This window comes from Dolomitihabitans soli (assembly GCF_022213955.1).
Classification (GTDB): domain Bacteria; phylum Actinomycetota; class Actinomycetes; order Streptosporangiales; family Streptosporangiaceae; genus Streptosporangium_A; species Streptosporangium_A soli.
Genome location: NZ_JAKNTW010000018.1, coordinates 16,332 through 33,055 on the forward strand (window position 1 = coordinate 16,332; position 16,724 = coordinate 33,055).

Genomic DNA, 16,724 nt, shown 5'->3' on the forward strand with positions numbered 1-16,724 from the left:
CAAGCGGACCGGGTGAAGGCGGTGGACGGTGGACGAGGCGCTGCGAGCGGTCGCCGACCCGACCCGTCGCGCGATCCTCGTGCTGGTACGCGACCGCGAAGTATCGGCGGGTGACATCGCCCGGCATTTTTCCGACATCAGCCGTCCGGCGGTCTCCCAGCACCTGCGGATCCTGGTCGCAGCAGGGCTTCTCGACCTCCGTCGTGCCGGCAACCGGCGTTTCTACCGGCTACGCCCCGAGGGCCTCGCAGAGGCGGTGACGTTCCTGGAGACGATGTGGTCGGCCTCGCTCGGCCGACTCAAGGACGCCGCCGAGCGGCAGGAGCGCGCACATACCGGTGAGGACGACATGAGGGGATCATGATGAGCGTTGGGGAGAGCGGAACAATCGAGCAGACGTTGCGTATCCAGGCCCGACCCGAGACGGTCTGGTCGTTCTTCACCGATCCGGCTCGCCTGGCCCAATGGTGGGGTGAGGCAGAGCTGGACGCCCGCCCTGGTGGCGCCTTGCGTGTGCACATGCAAGAAGGCCCACGCCCGGTGATGTGCGGTCAGTTCGTGGAGCTTGTGCCCTATGAACGGATCGTCTTCACCTTCGGCTGGAAGACCGCTCCCGGGGTGCCCGACCTACTGCCCGGCAGCTCCCGCGTCGAAGTCACCCTCGTCCGAGACGGCGACGGCACCATGCTCACCCTCCGGCACACCGGCCTGCCACCCCATCTCGAACACGAGACCAGCCACGGCTGGGTGCACCTACTCAACCGTCTCGGCGAAACGGCGCAACACCAGTGCCGCTGACCCCGGCCCTTTACCGCCGATCAGCGACCGCTCGATCAAGACTGGTCAACTCCTCGGCCGACAGATTCTCGCTGCTGACGGCGGGGTTGCTCAAGAAAGTCCTCCAGCGCATCGTCCACGAGGGAGAAGGCCGGCGCACCATCCAACTCCTCGTCCGGCACCGGCGTTCGGTGTTCCAGCGCTTGCCGCGCCTGGTTGACCTCCACGCCCAGGGACGCCCACGCAGCCTCTACCAACGCCCACAGCCGTGCTTCGTCCTCCACCTGACAGTCCTTCGTACTCGTTGCTCCACATCACCATCGGCCCGGCGCCCGACAATGATCATCCAACCAGGCCCTCCGCTCGGGTCAGTGTCATGGACCGCGAAGTAGAGGCGTATCCCGGTGCCGTGCGCACGTTCGGGCTCGGTCAGACGGAGCGCCCCAGGCCACGCGCCTGGGGCGCTGAATCCTCAGCCCCCGCCGGAGAGTGATCCTAGGAAACTCGGGCCGGCCTGCGAGCGACTGGACAGCAGGGACGAGCCAGATGCGCATCCACGAAGATCGAGTTAAGGCAGGATCGGTCGCATGAATCGCGAGACTCCACCTCAAATAGCGGGAGAGACCGCCACTCTGGCCGCCTACCTCGACTTTCATCGCGCCACCCTTGCACTCAAGTGCACCGGCATGAGCGACGACGCTGTCCGTGAACGCGCCGTGCCCCCGTCGTCGCTATCGCTGCTCGGCCTTGTTCGCCATCTCACCGATGTCGAGCGCGGTTGGATCGGCAGCTGTGTCGGTGGATTAGATCTTCTCCCGCTCTACTCCGACGACGCCAACCCCGACGGAGACTTCGACGATGTCGATTCCGCCAACGTGGGGCAGGCATTCGATGTCTGGAGGCAGACCATCGAACGCTCACGGGCGATCATTGCGGGACGTTCCCCGGACGACACCGGCACTCGCGGGGACGGATCGCTGGTGACGGTCCGCTGGGTGCTGTTGCACGTGATCGAGGAGTACGCACGGCACAACGGCCACGCCGACCTACTCCGGGAGAGAACCGATGGCGCTACCGGCGAGTGACCGGCAACCTGATTGCCTCGGTCAGGTGCTCCCGGCAGACAGACGTCAATGCCCGTTGACGATCCTGTGTGGTCCTCGTCCGTCGACGCGGGCGAGGAGGCGTTGACAGTCTCTCCGCTGCAAAGGATCATCTGGGATCAGGACAGGACACCGGTTGTGGGAATCTCGTATGAGGCGCGGGTAGTCAAGTACGGCGCCGTGTCGACTGCCTTGGCGCTCCTCAGTGATCGACAGCTCAGTGAGCTCGTCGGCAAGGCGAGCGTCATCGGGTCCGGGATAGGCGGCATGTCCACGCGGCTAGAGATCGATGGTGTGCCCGTGTTCGCCAAGCGGATCTCGCTCACAGACCTCGAGCGCCGTCCAGAGAACGTCATGTCCACGGCGAATGTGTTCGGGCTTCCCACGTTCTGCCAGTACGGAGTCGGTGGACCCGGGTTCGGTGCCTGGCGCGAGCTGGCGGCCAACGCCTTGACCACGAACTGGGCACTGGCCGAGCGGAGTCAGGCGTTCTCGATGATGTATCACTGGCGAGTGCTCCCCGGGGCGGCACCGGTGGACGATGAACATGCCGACATCGACCGGACCGTTGCGTACTGGGGTGGCTCGCCGGCCGTGCGTGAACGGCTGGAAGCCGTCGCTTCGGCGTCGGCGAGCGTCGTGTTGTTCCTTGAGTACATCCCGATGACCTTGAATGCCTGGCTGGCAACACAGCTTGCTGCCGGCGCCGACGCCTTGATCTCGGCCTGCGCGATGGTCGAACGGTGCCTGCTGACCGATGTGGCGTTCATGAACACCAACGGGCTACTGCACTTCGACGCTCACTTCCGCAACATTCTCACCGACGGTCAGCGCCTCTACTTCGCAGATCTCGGGCTGGCTACGTCACCGCGGTTCGACCTGTCGGCCGACGAGTCGGACTTCATCGCGCGCAACACGAGCCATGATTTGGGCTATGTGGTCATGAACCTGGTCAACTGGCTGGTGACCAACGTGTGCGGCGTGGCCGTTCCGAGGGCCGGCGGGCCTACCGCGCGAAACGAACACATCCGGAGGTACGCCGAAGGTGAGCAGCCTGTAGGCGTTCCTGAGCCCCTGGCGGCGATGATCCGCCGGTACGCGCCGGCCACGGTCGTGATGAACGACTTCTATTGGGACCTGTTCGGGGAGAGCCGGGCAACCCCGTATCCGGCCGAACAAGTCGATCGCGCCATCGGCTCTCTTTCCTCATCACTCTGATGATCGCCGAGCGAAGCTGCTGGTCAAGGTCATTCGTCCTCGCTTCGCCGCGGGCGCTCCACCTTGACCAGGGCCTCCGCCCGGCAGAGAGCAGAGCCTGTCGAGGGAGACAAAGAATGGGACGCTCAGCCGCCGTCGCCCGGCCGCATGACCAGACTCGTGCGCAAGGCGTTACACAACGCGGAGCAGGACTGGTTCCACCGGATCGCGTTGGCGGAAGGGCGCGATACAGCAGCAGGCAGGCGGCCACGGTGACGATGGTGGAGGTCCGGAATCGGATGGGCTGCTCGGAGCCGAGGAAGGGGTCTTCACCGCTGGGGGGTCTGGCTGCGGTCGATGACGGCCAGGACGGCGTCCTGGGCCTGGCGGAAGACGGCGACGGTCGCGTCGGCGGCCGCGGTGATGGCCTGCTCGCCGGGCGCGGCCGGGGGTTCGAGCAGCAGGGCGACGGTGTCGGCGAGGACGTCGCCGGGGTCGCCGGTGCTGTGCGGGGCGGAGGCCGGGTCGGCCATGGCGCTGCCGAATCCGACCAGGACCGCGTGCATGGCGTAGGCCTGGTCGGCCAGGGGCTGGTCGGCGCGGGTCAGGCCGTGCCGACGCAGGATCGGCATGACCGCCTCGCACAGCGCGCTGGGCTGGGTGCGGTCGAACAGGTCGCGGTCGCCGGCCTGTTCGGTGAGCAGCCGCAGCAGGTCGGCGTCGCCGCTGCTGAGGCGGCGCGCCAGCGCGGATTCCTGCCCGGTGCGCAGCAGTAGCGGGGCCAGGCGGCGCGGTAGCACGGCGGTGGGGTCGGCGGTGATGCGGGCGATGATCGCGTCCAGGAAGGTGAGCAGTTCCCGGGCGAACAGGCCGAGGATGAGGTCTTCCTTGGTGGGCCAGTACAGGTAGACGGTGCCCTTGCCGACGCCGGCGGCGCCGGCGATCTCGCTGACGGTGACCTTGCGCACGCCATGGTCGGCCACCAGTTTGCGGGTGCAGTCCAGGATGCGGGCGGCTTTGCGCGAATGGTGTTCGATCAGCGGGCTCACCCTGGGTTGTCCTGTTCCTGCCGGGCCGGGTGAGGGGTCACACGGCGGCGACGTCGAGGTTCTTGTTGGTCATGTTGGGCCCGTTCATTATCTTACCCATGACCGGGCCGATAGCCGGTGCGCGCATCAGGCGCAGCATCGCGGCGCGGATGAGCTGTTCCTTGCGGTCGTGCGGGGTGAAGATCCTGCGCATGGCCAGGGCGCTGTCCTGTTCGGTGTGGATGAACGGCCGCATCCGGGCCTCCCAGGCGCGCAGCGCGGCCGGCAGGTCACCGTCGTGGCGTTGCAGCATGGTGCCGAGGAGTTCGCCGCCGGCGAGCCCGCTGGAGGCGCCCATGCCCGCGAAGAGAGTAACGCACCAGGCGGCGTCGCCGACCAGGACGACCCGGCCGCGGTGCCAGCGCGGCATTTTCACCTGGTTGACGGAGTCGAACAGGTGGTCAGGGGCTTGTTCGAACGCGGTGAACAGGCTTTCCAGCAGCTCGCCGGGGGGCTGGGGGCCAAAGGCGGCGCGGATGGACTCGATCGGCGAGCGGGTGAACTCGGCGTCGATGTTGCTGGTGCGGTAGGAGAACAGCAGGCCCGGGGTGTGGTTGGTGTAGGAAAGGTCCATGCCGAGCGGCCGGGCTCAGCCAGGATGAGGCCTTCCTCCTGGCGGAAGCCGTGGATCGGCTTGTCCAGGACGGTGGCGCCGATCATGTAGTGCAGCGGGTGCAGGTAGTCCTCGGCGCCGAAGGCGAGCCTACGTACCGTCGAGCGCATGCCGTCGGCGCCCACGACCAGGTCGTAGCGTTCGGTGACGGTGGTGTCGGAAACGGTGTCGTGCAGGGCGACCTCGGCCGCGGAGTCGTCCTGGGTGATGTGGGTGGGCACGGTGGAGTAGCGGATCTCCACATCGTCAGGCAGCGCTGCGAACAGCGCCTTCTCGATGTCGCCGCGCAACAGCTGCCGGGGACTGCCGGGCAGGTTGGCCGGGCTCATGCCGGGGGCGCGGCGCCCGGCCCGGTTCACCTCGTAGGCGACTTGCGAGCCGCTGCGGTCGCCGATCGCCTCCAGCACACCCAGCCGGCGCGCGGAGGCGACGCCGGCACCGAACAGCATGATGAAGTACCCGTCCGAACGGCGGCCGGCGGCCCGTTCCACCAGGACCGGCTCCCAGCCCACCTGCCGCAGCCGCAAGGCGGTCGCGATGCCCGCGATCCCGAGTCCGACCACCAGCGCCCGGCCGCGCCCGATCGTGTTTCCCATGTCGTTCCCCTTCCGGTGCCGTCGCGACCAAACTACCAATTAACTGACCAATATGGTTCTGTTGGTCAGTATGTCGTGAGCCACAGGGCCGCCCGGGCTCGGTTCGGCTGCCGCCGAGGCGCCGAGGTCACAGGAGAGGCGATGGACGAGGCAGCTACAGACAAGGGCGATCGACTACTTCCGGCATGGAGTGTCCAAGGGGCGCGATCGATAACCACGCGTGGCATCGCATCGTCGGCTGGATCTTCCGCAAACACTCCCGGATCAGCCGGCGACAGCTGCACCGCCGGTTCTGCCTGCCCGGCACCTGGAAACTGGCCTGCAACGGCGTCGAGTTCACCGGCGCATCCCGCGTCAAAGTGACCCGCTGCCGTTAGTGCGGAACCAAAAGTCCGACGCCGTGGACACCACCACCGGCAACCGCCGTTGCAGGCGGTCGACCCCCGGGCAAGACACGCGGAGAGCCCGGTGCGTGGAGACATGCACGCCGGGTTCGGCGGGCGGGTCAGGGAAACGGACTGATCGCGAGACCAGCACCGCGCCCTGGCCCGACCCAGGTACACCCGGATGCTATGCCTGATCAGGGCGACCGTTGATCAGCGTTGCCTACGTCCGTCGTGTCGGTACATTCCCGTGGCGCTGGTACGGCGGGTGGGCCCTGGCCGCGCAGCCGGTCCATCTCGCGCCATTCGGGCCGCAGCCCTGTCAGGCTGGTGGTGAGCGCATAGGCCGCCCCGCCTGCGAGCAGCACCGGCGCCAACCCCGCGGCCGCCACCGCCACCCCGCCCACCAGCCCGCCGAGCGGGATCCCGGCCCATGCGAGGGAGTCCTTCAGCGCGTTGACCCGGCCCAGCAGGCGCCGCGGCACCCGCTCGTACGAGATCGCCCCAAGGATCGGGTTCAGGAACCCGCCGGCGAACCCGCCCACCGCGAACACCGCCACCATGGCCCATACCGGCGCGTCCACCGCCAGGATGAGGAAGCGCGACGGCCCGGCGAGCAGGAACGCCACGAAGAACACCGGTCTGCGCCGCATCCGGTGCGCCACGGCGGCCGCGACCAGGCTGCCGCCGACGGCCGTCAACCCCATCACGCTGCTGTTCAGACCGACCATGGCGGGGCCGTGGCCGGACTCCTTGGCCCACACGGGCGCGAGGACCTGGCTGAAGGCCGCGTCGAGCAGGTTCGTGACGCCGACCATGACGATCACGGAGAGCAGCAGCGGTTCGCCGCGCAGGAACGCGAAGCCCTGGCCGAACCGCTGCCAGTACCCCTCCTTGTCCTGCTGCGCCGGCGCGCGGTGCCCCATGCCGCGGGGCAACGCCCACGCCACGACCACGGAGCCGAGCGCGAAGCAGGCGACGCTGATGCCCAGGCTGGCCAGCGGCCCGAGTAGCGCCACCACTGCGCCTCCCGCCGCGGGCCCCACCGTCTGGGCCAGCCGCTCGGTCACGCCCATCAGCCCGGTGGCTCGCTCCAGCGGCACCCGCCCTTGCTCGGCCGCCTCGGGAACCATGATCTCCTTGGCCAGGTCCCCTGGACCGCGGGCCGCGCCGACCACCGCGACCAGGGCGATCAGCGCACCCAGCGGCAGCAGGTCCAGCGCGTGCAGAAGGACCACGGCCCCGGCCGCCGCGGCGCTCACCACGTCGCCGACCCACGAGATCCGGCGCGGCCCGACCCGATCGACCAGCGGCCCGGTCAGCGCCTTGACCAGCACGTATGGGGCCATCTCCGCGAACGCCACCACTCCCGTCTGCGCCGGGCTCCCGGTCGTCGTCAGTACGAACCAGGGCAGTGCGATGGCCGACACCCGCGTGCCGGTCAGCGACACCGTCATGGCCGCGAGCAGGCCGGCCATCGGGCGTAAGGACCCGCGCGAACCCGTCACGCGCCCTCCGGCAGTTCGGGCAGGAGCTGCGTGATCAGCGAGACCCGCACGGCGCCCTCGGGCGCCGTCTCGCCGGGCATGTCGCGGCGGTAGCGGGAGATGACCTCTTCCAGTTCCTCGCGCAGCCGCTGCCCCTCCTCCGGGGTGAGGCGCAGCGCGAAGGAGCTGAGGTCGAGCACGCGCCGCCACTCCCCTGGCATGGTCTGCAGCTCGTTCAGCGTCCGCTGGGTGCGCAGGTTGTACACGGCGGCCACGGACTGCATGTAGGCCAGCGCCGCCTCGGGCTCCCGCTCCGCCAGCTCCTCGTCGGTGAGGCGGGTGATGAGGTGGACCGAGCGCCACCAGCGCTCGCGGGCGTTGCCGCGCTCGGTGTCCTCCTCCACGAATCCGGCAGCGCCGAGCCTGCGCAGATGGTAGCTGGCCGTGCCCGAATTCACCCCCAGGCGCTCGGCCAGGCGGGTGGCAGTGGACGGGCCATGTCTGCGCAGCAGGTCCACGAGCTGCACCCGTACCGGGTGGGCCAGGGCCCGCAGGCCTTTGGCATCGAGGACGACCACGCTCTCGCCGGGTTCGGTCATGCCTCGAAGGCTAGACCGCAAACACTCATTCGCAAACACTCATTCGCGAATAACTGTTTGCAATCGTTGATCGATCGATCTTGTCGACGGCCCGCGAGTCACCGCGCGCGGACGCCGGCGGCTCCGCTGGAAGAGATCGGCGAACTGTTCGCCGTGTGAGAGTCAGGCGCTGTGGCTACGCCCTGTACGGGCTTGTACGGATGATTCGGCGGGCCGTTGCCGGGCGCGGCGTGATGCCCCCACCGTCGACGTGTCAGCCGGGAAACGGCGGCATGTGTCGGGGACATCCGAGCGCGGGAGTGGGACCATGGAGCGATCTGGGGAGCGATCTGGCGTAGCAGAAGGTGTGGCGCGGGGACGCAGACGTCTGCGGATGCGATCGCGGACCGCGCGCATCGCAGCGGCGGCGCTGCTGATCACAGGCGGCCCGACGGCGCTGGAGACCACCGCGGCCTCTCCGGCCGCCGCAGCCGACGACGGAACCCTGTGTGGGTACTCAAGCGCAGCCGGCAAAGCGATCATGCGCTACACAGGAACACCTGGGCAGTGGACGCAGATCGGTGATCCGCCCCGGATGATCTACGGCAACAACCACACCCTCCTGGCCACCAATCCAGTAACGGATCATGTCTTCCAGCACCTCAGCGGAACCGACTGGCGCTGGATCGGAAATCCGGGCGTTTTCACCTTCGTCGGCACGACGGTGTATGGAACGCCCTACAACCGGTCAGTGATCATGCAGTTCTCCGGGGTTCCCGGTAGCTGGACCGCGGTCGGCGGGCCGCATGCCGGCCTTTCCGGGGGACCACAAGGGCTCATCTCCACGCAGCCTGGCACATACGCAGCCTTCCTCTACACCGGCACCCCTCACGTCTGGACGCCACTCGGGAGGCCGCCGGGCGACCGACGAATCGTCTACATGTCCACCACCACCGACATCTACGCCGTGGAAGAGAACGTCGGCGAAATCGGTGGCATCTTCGTCCGCAACAAGGTTGACGGCTCCTGGGTCCGCATCAACGCACCCGGCCTCAACGTCGCAGTCGTGTGGTCCGGGGGCTTCGGAATAATCGCCGGCACCGACGACAACCTCGGCGATGTGTACCTCTACACCGGACCACCCGGCGTCTGGAAGAAGATCAGCTCACCAGGCTTCCATTTCGTCGTCACCGACCGTACGATCTACCGCCAGAACCACGTTACGGACGAGATCTACAAGTACTCCGGAACTCCCAACGTCTGGACCAAGATTCACAACGGCCTCTCCGTCATCACTCGTTGTCCCTGAGGGGGCGTCGCTGAACCAGTGAGTGATCACGGGGCGATACGTCGGCGAGAGAGCTCTACGGTCAAGGCGTTCCCTTCGCCGAGGCAGCGGGCTGCCGATCTTGCTCGGTTTCGGGCGGGGTCGGCGCGCGTCGGCACAGGCCTGGCCGTTGGTGGGATGCCGGTTGCGCCGGATCTCCCGGCTGATAGTCGAAGGCGCACGGCCCAGCTCGCGCGCGATCTCGCGGATCGAAACCTCTCCCGCACCCGGTCAGCGAGATGAATCCGCTCGTCCGCGCGCAGGTAGCGGGACGCGCCAGAAGGGGCACCGTCGGTCGTCTGACCGGCGGTGCCCCCCCGGGTTACCCTCGCGCTGCTCGATGTTCGGCGGCCGCGATCATGCCGAGGATGTAGCCGTATCCTTGCGCGTAGGCCTGCGAGCGCGATGGGTCGCCGTCACTCGGCGGAACGTGGTCGCGTTCGAGCAGTTGCACGCCCACTGCTGATTCGAGTTTCCGGATCTGACGGCTCAGCGGCGGCTGGGTCATGCGAAGCCGCATGGCCGCCCGGCCAAAGTGCAGTTCCTCGGCCACGGCGACAGAGCCTCGGAGTTGCTCCAAGGTGTACATCATGCGGGGAAGGTATCCCTCCATGCACCAATAAAGCTGGACAGAAATTTTGGCGGTCATAGGCTGCACGCACTCGCGGAGTATGACCTATCCCCAGACTCACCCCCCCGTGGGCTTGGCCGACCGATCCGACCCGCTGTTCACCGACGACGCCGCCTCGCTGATCCACACCACCAGCCGCGGCCAGCCCCGCGCGATCAACAATCTCGCGCTCCAAGCCCTGCCGGCCACCTTCCCCGCGGACAAAACATCGTCGGCAAATCCGCCACCCGCACCGCCGTCAACGCAACGGAGTGAGGTCGCCTATCCGACTGTTATCAGGAAGGACCCGAGCGCTGCCGTTGGCCACGAAGCCTCTCCAGCGCGGCTGCGACCTCAACGACCTGCTCGGGCTGTCGGGTGCACCAATTGGAGGCCATGTTGAACCATCGGTTCCAGATAGAGCCGACAGCGTCGGCGGTGATCTCTTCACTACCGTCAACTAGAGCGGCGAGATCGCGCACTTCGGGATCGTACTCATCTTCAGGAGCCCCCATACCCAACAGACCTTCAGGGTCATATCGAGTGATTAATACACGGACAGCAGCGCTTACCTGATCACCAGTCATGCTTTCAGCATGCCCCCAGTCGCTTAACGAGCTGGCCTCCTGCAGAGTACAGCTGCTGCTCCGCCTTCCAACGAAGTCTGATCTAGCCGATGAGGGCCTCGGTGATCTGACGGGTGGTCTGCGCGGCGACCCTCGGGTTGACGGCGGCATAGGCGGTGTAGGCGTTCAGGCCGGTGGCAAGGGCCCAGCCGCGACCCCGGGTCCAGGTGTCGTCGTCCACACCGAGCGCGGTGCGGAAGGCGGCCCGGCTGTCGGCCGACATCAGGGTGAAGGCGATGGTCAGATCACAGGCCGGATCGCCGATGCCGAGCCCACCGAAGTCGATGACCGCGCTGAGACGACCGCCCACGGTCAGCAAGTTGCCGGTGTGGAAGTCGCCGTGGAACCAGACCGGAGGGCGTTGCCATCCGGGGGCGCTCACGGCCGCGTTCCACAGTTCGGTCATGGCGGTGGTGTCGAACACGCCGCCGACCTCTGCGATGGCGGCCCGCGTCGCGCGATCCCGGCCCGCCAACGGCTGGTCGGCGAGGTCCTCGCGGGCCTCCATGGCCTGAACGTCATCGCACATGAACTGCTGAAGGGCGACCAGGAACTCCGCCAGTTCGACGGCGGCCGCGGACGAGTCGGCCAGTGCCTCGATGGTCGCCACCTCGCCCTCCAGCCAGCGGGACACCGCCCACCGCCACGGATAGCCAAAGTCGGGCTCACCCACTCCCACCGGTACCGGGATGGCCAGGGGCAGTCGCAAGGCGAGCCGGGGCAGCCACTCGAGTTCCTTCGCGGCCTGTCCGATGGCGCCGGCGTGGCGGGGCAGCCGGACGGACAACTGCTCCCCCAGCCGGTAGATCACATGGTCCGAGCCGGCCGGATCGAGCAGTTCCAGAGGCAACGCGGCCCACTGCGGGAACTGCGTATCGACCAGCCTCCTGACCAGTGCGGCATTGATCGTGGGGCGGGTGTCCGCGGTTCTCACGGCTGCCAAGAGCAACTCCTGCGATCGGCCCGCTCCGTACGGCGGGCGGCCGGACTATCACAGTGCACCGTGGGCTTGCCTGTCGACCGGGTTTCATCGCTGGACTGGTTGGCCCACCAAAGGCCACTCTCTGAGGAAGCGGCCTGGAAGGTGCGTGGAGGTTTAGGAACCGAGGTGCTGCCCCAAGTGTTAAGCGCCTTACGTGTCTCCTCAGTCGGTCTGGAAGTTGACCAGAAGGGCGGCGGGATAGCGGCTGCCGGCTGACCCTTCGGGGAGGATCTGGTTGATGCGTGCGATGTCGTCGCCGGTGAGGTGGATGTCGGCGGCGGCGGTGTTCTCCTGAAGGCGCTGGGCGTTGCGGGTGCCGGGGATGGGGACGACGTCCTCGCCCTGGGCGAGGAGCCAGGCGAGGGCGAGCTGGGCGGTGGTGATGCCCTTGCCTTCGGCGAGCTCGGTGAGCCGGCGGGTGGCGTTGAGGTTGTAGGCGTAGTTGTCGCCCTGCCAGCGTTCGTCCCAGCTGCGCATGTCGTCGGCGGAGTAGGCGTCGGCGGGTTTGACGGCGCCGGTGAGGAAGCCGCGGCCGAGCGGGGAGTAGGGGACCAGGCCGATGCCGAGTTCACGCAGGACCGGCAGGATCGTGTCCTCGATCTCCCGTTCGAACAGAGAGTATTCGGATTGCAGGGCCGACACCGGGGTGACGGCGTGGGCGCGGCGGATGTACTGGGGGCCGACGTTGCTCAACCCGAAATATTTGACCTTGCCCTCGGCGATGAGCTCGCCGACCGTCCCCGCGACGTCCTCGATCGGCACATCCGGGTCGGAGATGTGCTGGTAGAACAGGTCGATGTAGTCGGTCTGCAGGTAGCGCAGACTGTTCTCGGCGACCTTGCGGATGTTGGCGGGGCGGCTGTTGAAACCCGCTCCGAACGGCTCGGCCGTCATGTCGAACCCGAACTTGGTGGCCAGCACGACCTCCTCGCGGAAGTCCTTGACCGCCGTGCCGAGCAGGAGCTCGTTGCTGCCGGTGCCCGCCCCGTACAGCTCGGCCGTGTCGAGGAAATCGACCCCGAGGTCGTGGGCGCGGCGGATGGTGGCGATGCTCTCCTGCTCGTCGGAGGGCCCGTACGCCATGGTCATTCCCATCACGCCCAGGCCGAGTGCCGAGACGCGCAGGCCTTGGGAGCCCAGTTTGCGGTGCTGCATGAAGAAGCCCTCTCCTCGCGGCCGGCCCATGGGCCGAACCGAACTGTTTGGTTTGGGAGTCTATGTATGTGCGGCGACCTTGTCCAAACCGGATGGTTTGGTCATTTATGGTGGTTACATGCCTGAGCTCTCCGACGTCGGCACCGCCGGCCCTTCAGCCGCTGCCGACGGCGACACCACGCGAGAGCGGATCGTCGCGGCGGCCAAGGAGGAGTTCGCCCTGCACGGCATCGCGGGCGCCCGGGTGGACCGCATCGCCCGCCAGGCCCGCACGAGCAAGGAGCGCATCTACGCCTACTTTCGCAGCAAGGAGGCGCTGTACGCGCACGTCGCCGAGCGCGAGCTCGTGGTGATCGCCGAGGCCACCCAGCTGGACCCCGCCGACCTTCCCGGCTACGCGGGCCGTCTGTTCGATTACTTCAGCGCCCGCCCCGACCACCACCGGCTGATCACCTGGGGCCGCCTGGAACTGGCCCGCCCCGCCACCGGCGGGGACGCCACCCAGACCTCCATCAACCGCAAACTCGGCCAGCTCCGCCAGGCTCAGCAGGCCGGGAGGCTCGACTCCTCCTGGGACCCCGCCGACATCCTCGCCCTCATCAACCAGATCGCCACCACCTGGGCGGCCCAGCCCGAACTGTCCGCAGCCGCCGCCCAGCATGCCGCCGACCCCTCCGCCGCCGCCCGCCGCGCCGCCGTCGTGACCGCCGTGCAGCGCATCTTCCCCCGCGCCACCTGAGCACACGAGACCGCCGAACCGACCGGACCGGCGGCTCCGCCAACAGTTCGGGCAGCACCACAGCGCTATCGGCTACGTCCTGCCTGACCAGCCCGTGCCCGACGGTCCGGTCTCATCCGACCCGCAGGCTGGGGTGCCGGTGCTCGCCGGAACCGACGGAGGCGACGTGCCGTACATCGTCCCCGGGTTCGACCTGCACGACGAGCTCGCCAACCTCGTGCACGCGGGGCTCAGCCCCATGCGCGCTCTGCAGACGGCGACCCGCGAACCGGCGCGTTTCCTCGGCCTGGAGCGGACGCTGGGCACGGTCGAACCGGGCGAACTCGCCGACCTGGTCGTCCTGACGCCGATCCGCCGGCCGACATGGCGACCACCATGAAGATCCACTCCGTGGTGGTCCGCGGAAACTGATGATGGATCACTTCGAGCCGAGACGGTAGTGGCGAAGGCGCGGCCCGCGTGGCACAAATCCGGCCCCATGAGTAAGGTAAGGCAAACCTTATGAAATCGGGGTGAGCCGGGCGTGTTCGAGCCCTTTCGTATGTTTCACGTGCGCGTTGACAGCCTGCACCAACTGAGCCCTTCGTTCCTCCGGGTGACCTTCACCGGAGACGACCTGGACGTCTTCGCCGACCACGGGTTCGACCAGCGGATCAAGCTCATCCTTCCGTTGCCCGAACACGGCCTGACCCACCTGCCCACCGGCTCCGACTGGTTCCAGCAGTGGCGGAAGCTGGATGAGGACAGGCGCAACCCCATGCGGACCTACACCGCCCGGCTGGTACGCCCGGCCGCGCGGGAGGTCGACGTCGACGTGGTCGTGCACCCGGACGGCGGCCCGGTGGCGCGGTGGGCGGAGACGGTGCGACCAGGGGATCCGGTCGCGCTCTACGGCCCCGACGCGCGCCACGAGAGCGAGCGACCGGGCGGCCTGGAGTTCCGCCCGCCGGCCGGGACGGGAGCGGTGCTGATCGCCGGTGACGAGACCGCGGTGCCGGCGATCTGCTCCATCCTTGAGCGACTGCCCGCGGGCTTCGAGGGTGAGGCCCTGATGGAGGTACCGCGCGAGGAGGACATCCTCGAGGTCGAGACGGCCGCCTCCGTCAAGGTGAGCTGGCTCGCCAGGGAGGGCGGCGAGCGCGGCGCCCTGCTGGTCCCCGCCGTCCGGGCCGCCGCCGACCGGCTGCTCCCGCCGCTCCCCCTGCCCGACTCCTTCGACGACGTGGACGTCGACGCCGAAGAACTCTGGGAGGTGCCGCAGGAGGACGTGGAGGAGCACGAGCCGCTGTACGCCTGGCTGGCCGGCGAGGCCGCGATGCTCAAGGCGCTGCGACGGCACCTCGTCGCCGAACGCGGTATGGACAGACGATCCGTGGCCTTCATGGGCTACTGGCGGCAGGGCCGATCGGAGCACAACGAATGAAGCACCTGACCCGCGCGATCGCCCTCGTGGCGCTCCTGGTCACCATCGCCGGCTGCGGCTCGACCGCCCAGCCCGCCGCCCCCGCCGCCTCGTCCGGCGCGGCGCCTGGCGGGTTCCCCGTCACGATGACGCACAAGTACGGCAGCACCACGATCCCGGCGCAACCGAAGCGGATCGTCACCGTCGGGCTGATGGAGCAGGACACCCTCCTCGCCCTCGGCATCGTGCCGGTCGCGACCACCGAGTGGTTCGGCGACTACCCCGGCGCGATCGGCCCATGGGCCCAGCCCAAGCTCGGCGGCGCGGCCCTGCCGCAGGTCCTGAAGGACACCGGCAGCGGCCCGCAGTTCGAGAAGATCGCGGCCCTGCGGCCCGACCTGATCCTGGGCCTGTACTCGGGGCTCACCAAGGAGCAGTACACGACACTGTCGAAGATCGCGCCCACTGTGGCCCAGCCCAAGGAGTACATCGACTACGGGATCCCCTGGCAGGAGATCACGAAGAAGGTCGGCACCGCCGTGGGCCGGGCCGCCGACGCCGAAACGCTGGTCAAGCAGATCGAGGACCGGTTCGTACAGGTGAAGAAGGAGCACCCCGAGTTCAAGGGCGCGAGCGGGCTCATGGCGACGACGTACGAGGGCTACTTCGTCTTCGGCAGCCAGGACCATCGCTCACGGCTGCTCGGCTCGCTCGGCTTCACGCTGCCCCCCGACCTGGACAAGGTCATCGGCGACAAGTTCGGCGCGAACATCAGCAGGGAACGGCTCGACCTGCTCGACACCGGCGTGATCGTCTGGAGCGTGACCGACCTGGCGAAGGGCCGGGAGATCCTGCACGGAGACGACGTCTACAGCAAGCTCGACGTGGTCAAGGAGGGCAGGGAGGTCTACCTGCCCGAGGGCACCGATCACGGCAACGCCGTCGCCTTCCTCACCGTGCTTAGCCTGCCGTACGTACTCGACACGCTGGTGCCGAGGCTCGCGGACGCCGTGGACGGTTCGCCCACGACCGAAGTCGAACTGCCCTCGTGAAGCTCGTGGCAGCGGCGGCGGGCGCGCTAGTCCTGGTCTGCCTGCTGTCGCTGTCGCTCGGAGCCCGGCAGATCCCCCTGGACCAAGTAGTGCGGGCACTGACCGACGCGGAGGTGAGCCAGGAGGTACGGGACGTGATCTGGTCGGTGCGGGCGCCGCGGACGATGCTCGGCGTGCTCGCCGGGGTCGCGCTCGGGCTGTCGGGCGCGCTCATGCAGGCGCTCACCCGCAACCCGCTGGCCGACCCCGGCATCCTGGGCGTCAGCGCGGGGGCGGCGTTCGCCGTGGTCCTGTCCATGGGCCTGCTGGGCATCATGACAATGTCCGGTTTCGTGTGGTTCGCCTTCGCCGGCGCGCTGATCGCCAGCATCGTCGTGTACGGCCTGGCCGGGCTCGGGCGGGACGGGATGTCGCCGGTGAAGCTGGCTTTGGCCGGGGTCGCGGTCACGTTCCTGCTGAGCTCCGTGACCAGCGCGTTCGTGCTCGTGGATCCGGAGTCGCTGAGCAGGTACCGGTTCTGGTCCGCGGGGTCGCTGTCCGGCGCCGGGACGCAGGTCGTGCCGCAGCTGCTGCCGTTCGTGGCCGTGGGGGCGGTGCTCGCGCTGGCCTCGGCGCCGGCGCTCAACAGCATCGCCCTGGGCGACGATGTGGCCAGAGGGCTGGGGCGCCGGGTCGGCTGGGTCAGGGTGCAGGGGGCGGCGGCGGTGATGCTGCTCACCGGCGCGGCGGTGGCGGCCATCGGGCCCGTGGTCTTCGTCGGGCTGGTGGTGCCGCACCTTGCGCGCCTCATGGCCAGGCACGGCGGCCGCGAGGCCGACCATCGGCTGCTGCTGCCGGTGTCCGCGCTGCTGGCGCCGTGCCTGCTGCTGGTGGCCGACATCGCCGGCCGGATCATCGCACCGCCGATCGAGGTGCAGGCGGGACTCCTCGTCGCGCTCATCGGCGGCCCCTTCTTCCTGGTGCTGGCCCGCCGCCAGCGTCTGGCCCAGCTATGAACCGGGTGACGTTC

General features: G+C 68.4%; 19 protein-coding genes and 2 pseudogenes. 10 read left to right on the top strand and 11 right to left on the bottom strand.

The genetic code is table 11. The features are described from left to right. The first annotated feature begins 28 nt into the window (after window positions 1-28). Together MBA17_RS28935 and MBA17_RS28940 are read left to right on the top strand one after the other, a co-directional pair. A complete protein-coding gene (locus MBA17_RS28935; RefSeq protein ID WP_238499773.1) occupies window positions 29-364 on the top strand; it encodes an ArsR/SmtB family transcription factor in 336 nt (111 codons plus the stop codon). Continuing rightward, window positions 364-798 (top strand): SRPBCC family protein, encoded by a 435-nt coding sequence (locus tag MBA17_RS28940; RefSeq protein ID WP_238499774.1) that lies wholly within the window; start codon window positions 364-366, stop codon window positions 796-798. The genes MBA17_RS28935 and MBA17_RS28940 overlap by 1 nt, the downstream gene beginning before the upstream one ends. A gap of 35 nt (window positions 799-833) precedes the next feature. Here MBA17_RS28940 and MBA17_RS28945 read toward each other — a convergent pair whose 3' ends face one another. After that, window positions 834-1,061, bottom strand: a complete 228-nt coding sequence (locus MBA17_RS28945) for a hypothetical protein (RefSeq protein WP_238499775.1) — start codon at window positions 1,059-1,061, stop codon at window positions 834-836. A 303-nt stretch (window positions 1,062-1,364) separates the two neighbouring features. Here MBA17_RS28945 and MBA17_RS28950 point away from each other — a divergent pair, with 303 nt between their 5' ends. Next, window positions 1,365-1,862 (top strand): DinB family protein, encoded by a 498-nt coding sequence (locus MBA17_RS28950; RefSeq protein ID WP_238499776.1) that lies wholly within the window; start codon window positions 1,365-1,367, stop codon window positions 1,860-1,862. Between the two features lie 48 nt (window positions 1,863-1,910). Continuing rightward, window positions 1,911-3,098 (top strand): serine/threonine protein phosphatase, encoded by a 1,188-nt coding sequence (locus MBA17_RS28955; protein WP_238499777.1) that lies wholly within the window; start codon window positions 1,911-1,913, stop codon window positions 3,096-3,098. Window positions 3,099-3,406: 308 nt separating this feature from the next. Here MBA17_RS28955 and MBA17_RS28960 read toward each other — a convergent pair whose 3' ends face one another. The 5 genes from MBA17_RS28960 to MBA17_RS28980 form a co-directional block, all read right to left on the bottom strand. Further along, window positions 3,407-4,126 (bottom strand): TetR family transcriptional regulator, encoded by a 720-nt coding sequence (locus MBA17_RS28960; RefSeq protein ID WP_238499778.1) that lies wholly within the window; start codon window positions 4,124-4,126, stop codon window positions 3,407-3,409. 37 nt (window positions 4,127-4,163) lie between these two features. Beyond that, the gene (locus tag MBA17_RS28965; protein WP_238499779.1) at window positions 4,164-4,535 is read right to left on the bottom strand and encodes a Rossmann-fold NAD(P)-binding domain-containing protein; all 372 of its coding nucleotides are present in this window, start codon (window positions 4,533-4,535) and stop codon (window positions 4,164-4,166) included. 2 nt (window positions 4,536-4,537) lie between these two features. Beyond that, window positions 4,538-5,374 (bottom strand): FAD-dependent monooxygenase, encoded by an 837-nt coding sequence (locus tag MBA17_RS28970; protein ID WP_238499780.1) that lies wholly within the window; start codon window positions 5,372-5,374, stop codon window positions 4,538-4,540. 580 nt (window positions 5,375-5,954) lie between these two features. Further along, window positions 5,955-7,265 carry an MFS transporter gene (locus MBA17_RS28975; protein ID WP_238499781.1) on the bottom strand — a complete coding sequence of 437 codons (1,311 nt, stop codon included), beginning with the start codon at window positions 7,263-7,265 and terminating at the stop codon, window positions 5,955-5,957. Beyond that, window positions 7,262-7,843 (bottom strand): ArsR/SmtB family transcription factor, encoded by a 582-nt coding sequence (locus MBA17_RS28980; protein ID WP_238499782.1) that lies wholly within the window; start codon window positions 7,841-7,843, stop codon window positions 7,262-7,264. Before MBA17_RS28980 ends, MBA17_RS28975 begins: the two co-directional genes overlap by 4 nt. Window positions 7,844-8,216: 373 nt before the next feature. On the opposite strand from MBA17_RS28980, the gene MBA17_RS28985 reads away from it, so the two are divergent. Next, on the top strand, window positions 8,217-9,131 hold the full coding sequence (locus MBA17_RS28985; protein WP_238499783.1) for a hypothetical protein: 915 nt from the start codon (window positions 8,217-8,219) through the stop codon (window positions 9,129-9,131). Between the two features lie 93 nt (window positions 9,132-9,224). On the opposite strand, the pseudogene MBA17_RS50590 reads toward MBA17_RS28985, so the two are convergent. The 5 genes and pseudogenes from MBA17_RS50590 to MBA17_RS29010 form a co-directional block, all read right to left on the bottom strand. Next, window positions 9,225-9,459 (bottom strand): annotated as a pseudogene (locus MBA17_RS50590) (helix-turn-helix domain-containing protein); the annotation flags it as partial. A gap of 123 nt (window positions 9,460-9,582) precedes the next feature. Further along, window positions 9,583-9,738: pseudogene (locus MBA17_RS28995) on the bottom strand (LysR family transcriptional regulator); the annotation flags it as partial. 317 nt (window positions 9,739-10,055) lie between these two features. Next, the gene (locus tag MBA17_RS29000; protein WP_238499784.1) at window positions 10,056-10,346 is read right to left on the bottom strand and encodes a hypothetical protein; all 291 of its coding nucleotides are present in this window, start codon (window positions 10,344-10,346) and stop codon (window positions 10,056-10,058) included. Window positions 10,347-10,428: 82 nt separating this feature from the next. Next, on the bottom strand, window positions 10,429-11,319 hold the full coding sequence (locus MBA17_RS29005) for an aminoglycoside phosphotransferase family protein (protein WP_238500145.1): 891 nt from the start codon (window positions 11,317-11,319) through the stop codon (window positions 10,429-10,431). A gap of 210 nt (window positions 11,320-11,529) precedes the next feature. After that, window positions 11,530-12,522: an aldo/keto reductase gene (locus tag MBA17_RS29010; RefSeq protein WP_238499785.1), complete on the bottom strand. Its 993-nt coding sequence runs from the start codon at window positions 12,520-12,522 to the stop codon at window positions 11,530-11,532. Window positions 12,523-12,640: 118 nt separating this feature from the next. Between MBA17_RS29010 and MBA17_RS29015 the strand changes: the two genes are divergently transcribed. The 5 genes from MBA17_RS29015 to MBA17_RS29035 all read left to right on the top strand — a co-directional run bounded on the left by MBA17_RS29015 (window position 12,641) and on the right by MBA17_RS29035 (window position 16,710). Then, the gene (locus tag MBA17_RS29015) at window positions 12,641-13,261 is read left to right on the top strand and encodes a TetR/AcrR family transcriptional regulator (RefSeq protein WP_238499786.1); all 621 of its coding nucleotides are present in this window, start codon (window positions 12,641-12,643) and stop codon (window positions 13,259-13,261) included. Between the two features lie 139 nt (window positions 13,262-13,400). Then, on the top strand, window positions 13,401-13,640 hold the full coding sequence (locus MBA17_RS29020) for an amidohydrolase family protein (protein WP_238499787.1): 240 nt from the start codon (window positions 13,401-13,403) through the stop codon (window positions 13,638-13,640). Between the two features lie 162 nt (window positions 13,641-13,802). Then, the gene (locus MBA17_RS29025; RefSeq protein ID WP_238499788.1) at window positions 13,803-14,684 is read left to right on the top strand and encodes a siderophore-interacting protein; all 882 of its coding nucleotides are present in this window, start codon (window positions 13,803-13,805) and stop codon (window positions 14,682-14,684) included. Next, complete coding sequence (locus MBA17_RS29030; protein ID WP_238499789.1) at window positions 14,681-15,715, top strand: iron-siderophore ABC transporter substrate-binding protein; 1,035 nt, start codon at window positions 14,681-14,683, stop codon at window positions 15,713-15,715. The genes MBA17_RS29025 and MBA17_RS29030 overlap by 4 nt, the downstream gene beginning before the upstream one ends. After that, entirely contained in the window at window positions 15,712-16,710 is a 999-nt protein-coding gene (locus MBA17_RS29035; RefSeq protein ID WP_238499790.1) for a FecCD family ABC transporter permease, read from the top strand. Before MBA17_RS29030 ends, MBA17_RS29035 begins: the two co-directional genes overlap by 4 nt. Window positions 16,711-16,724 lie beyond the last annotated feature (14 nt).

What these genes read in the sequence shown, in the direction of transcription:
- MBA17_RS29010 (WP_238499785.1), bottom strand. Translation starts at nt 12,522, where the DNA reads ATGCAGCACCGCAAACTGGGCTCCCAAGGCCTGCGCGTCTCGGCACTC.
- MBA17_RS28950 (WP_238499776.1), top strand. Translation starts at nt 1,365, where the DNA reads ATGAATCGCGAGACTCCACCTCAAATAGCGGGAGAGACCGCCACTCTG.
- MBA17_RS29000 (WP_238499784.1), bottom strand. Translation starts at nt 10,346, where the DNA reads ATGACTGGTGATCAGGTAAGCGCTGCTGTCCGTGTATTAATCACTCGA.
- MBA17_RS28985 (WP_238499783.1), top strand. Translation starts at nt 8,217, where the DNA reads ATGCGATCGCGGACCGCGCGCATCGCAGCGGCGGCGCTGCTGATCACA.
- MBA17_RS28940 (WP_238499774.1), top strand. Translation starts at nt 364, where the DNA reads ATGAGCGTTGGGGAGAGCGGAACAATCGAGCAGACGTTGCGTATCCAG.
- MBA17_RS28970 (WP_238499780.1), bottom strand. Translation starts at nt 5,374, where the DNA reads ATGGGAAACACGATCGGGCGCGGCCGGGCGCTGGTGGTCGGACTCGGG.
- MBA17_RS28980 (WP_238499782.1), bottom strand. Translation starts at nt 7,843, where the DNA reads ATGACCGAACCCGGCGAGAGCGTGGTCGTCCTCGATGCCAAAGGCCTG.
- MBA17_RS28955 (WP_238499777.1), top strand. Translation starts at nt 1,911, where the DNA reads ATGCCCGTTGACGATCCTGTGTGGTCCTCGTCCGTCGACGCGGGCGAG.
- MBA17_RS29030 (WP_238499789.1), top strand. Translation starts at nt 14,681, where the DNA reads ATGAAGCACCTGACCCGCGCGATCGCCCTCGTGGCGCTCCTGGTCACC.
- MBA17_RS29025 (WP_238499788.1), top strand. Translation starts at nt 13,803, where the DNA reads ATGTTTCACGTGCGCGTTGACAGCCTGCACCAACTGAGCCCTTCGTTC.
- MBA17_RS29015 (WP_238499786.1), top strand. Translation starts at nt 12,641, where the DNA reads ATGCCTGAGCTCTCCGACGTCGGCACCGCCGGCCCTTCAGCCGCTGCC.
- MBA17_RS28965 (WP_238499779.1), bottom strand. Translation starts at nt 4,535, where the DNA reads ATGCCGCGCTGGCACCGCGGCCGGGTCGTCCTGGTCGGCGACGCCGCC.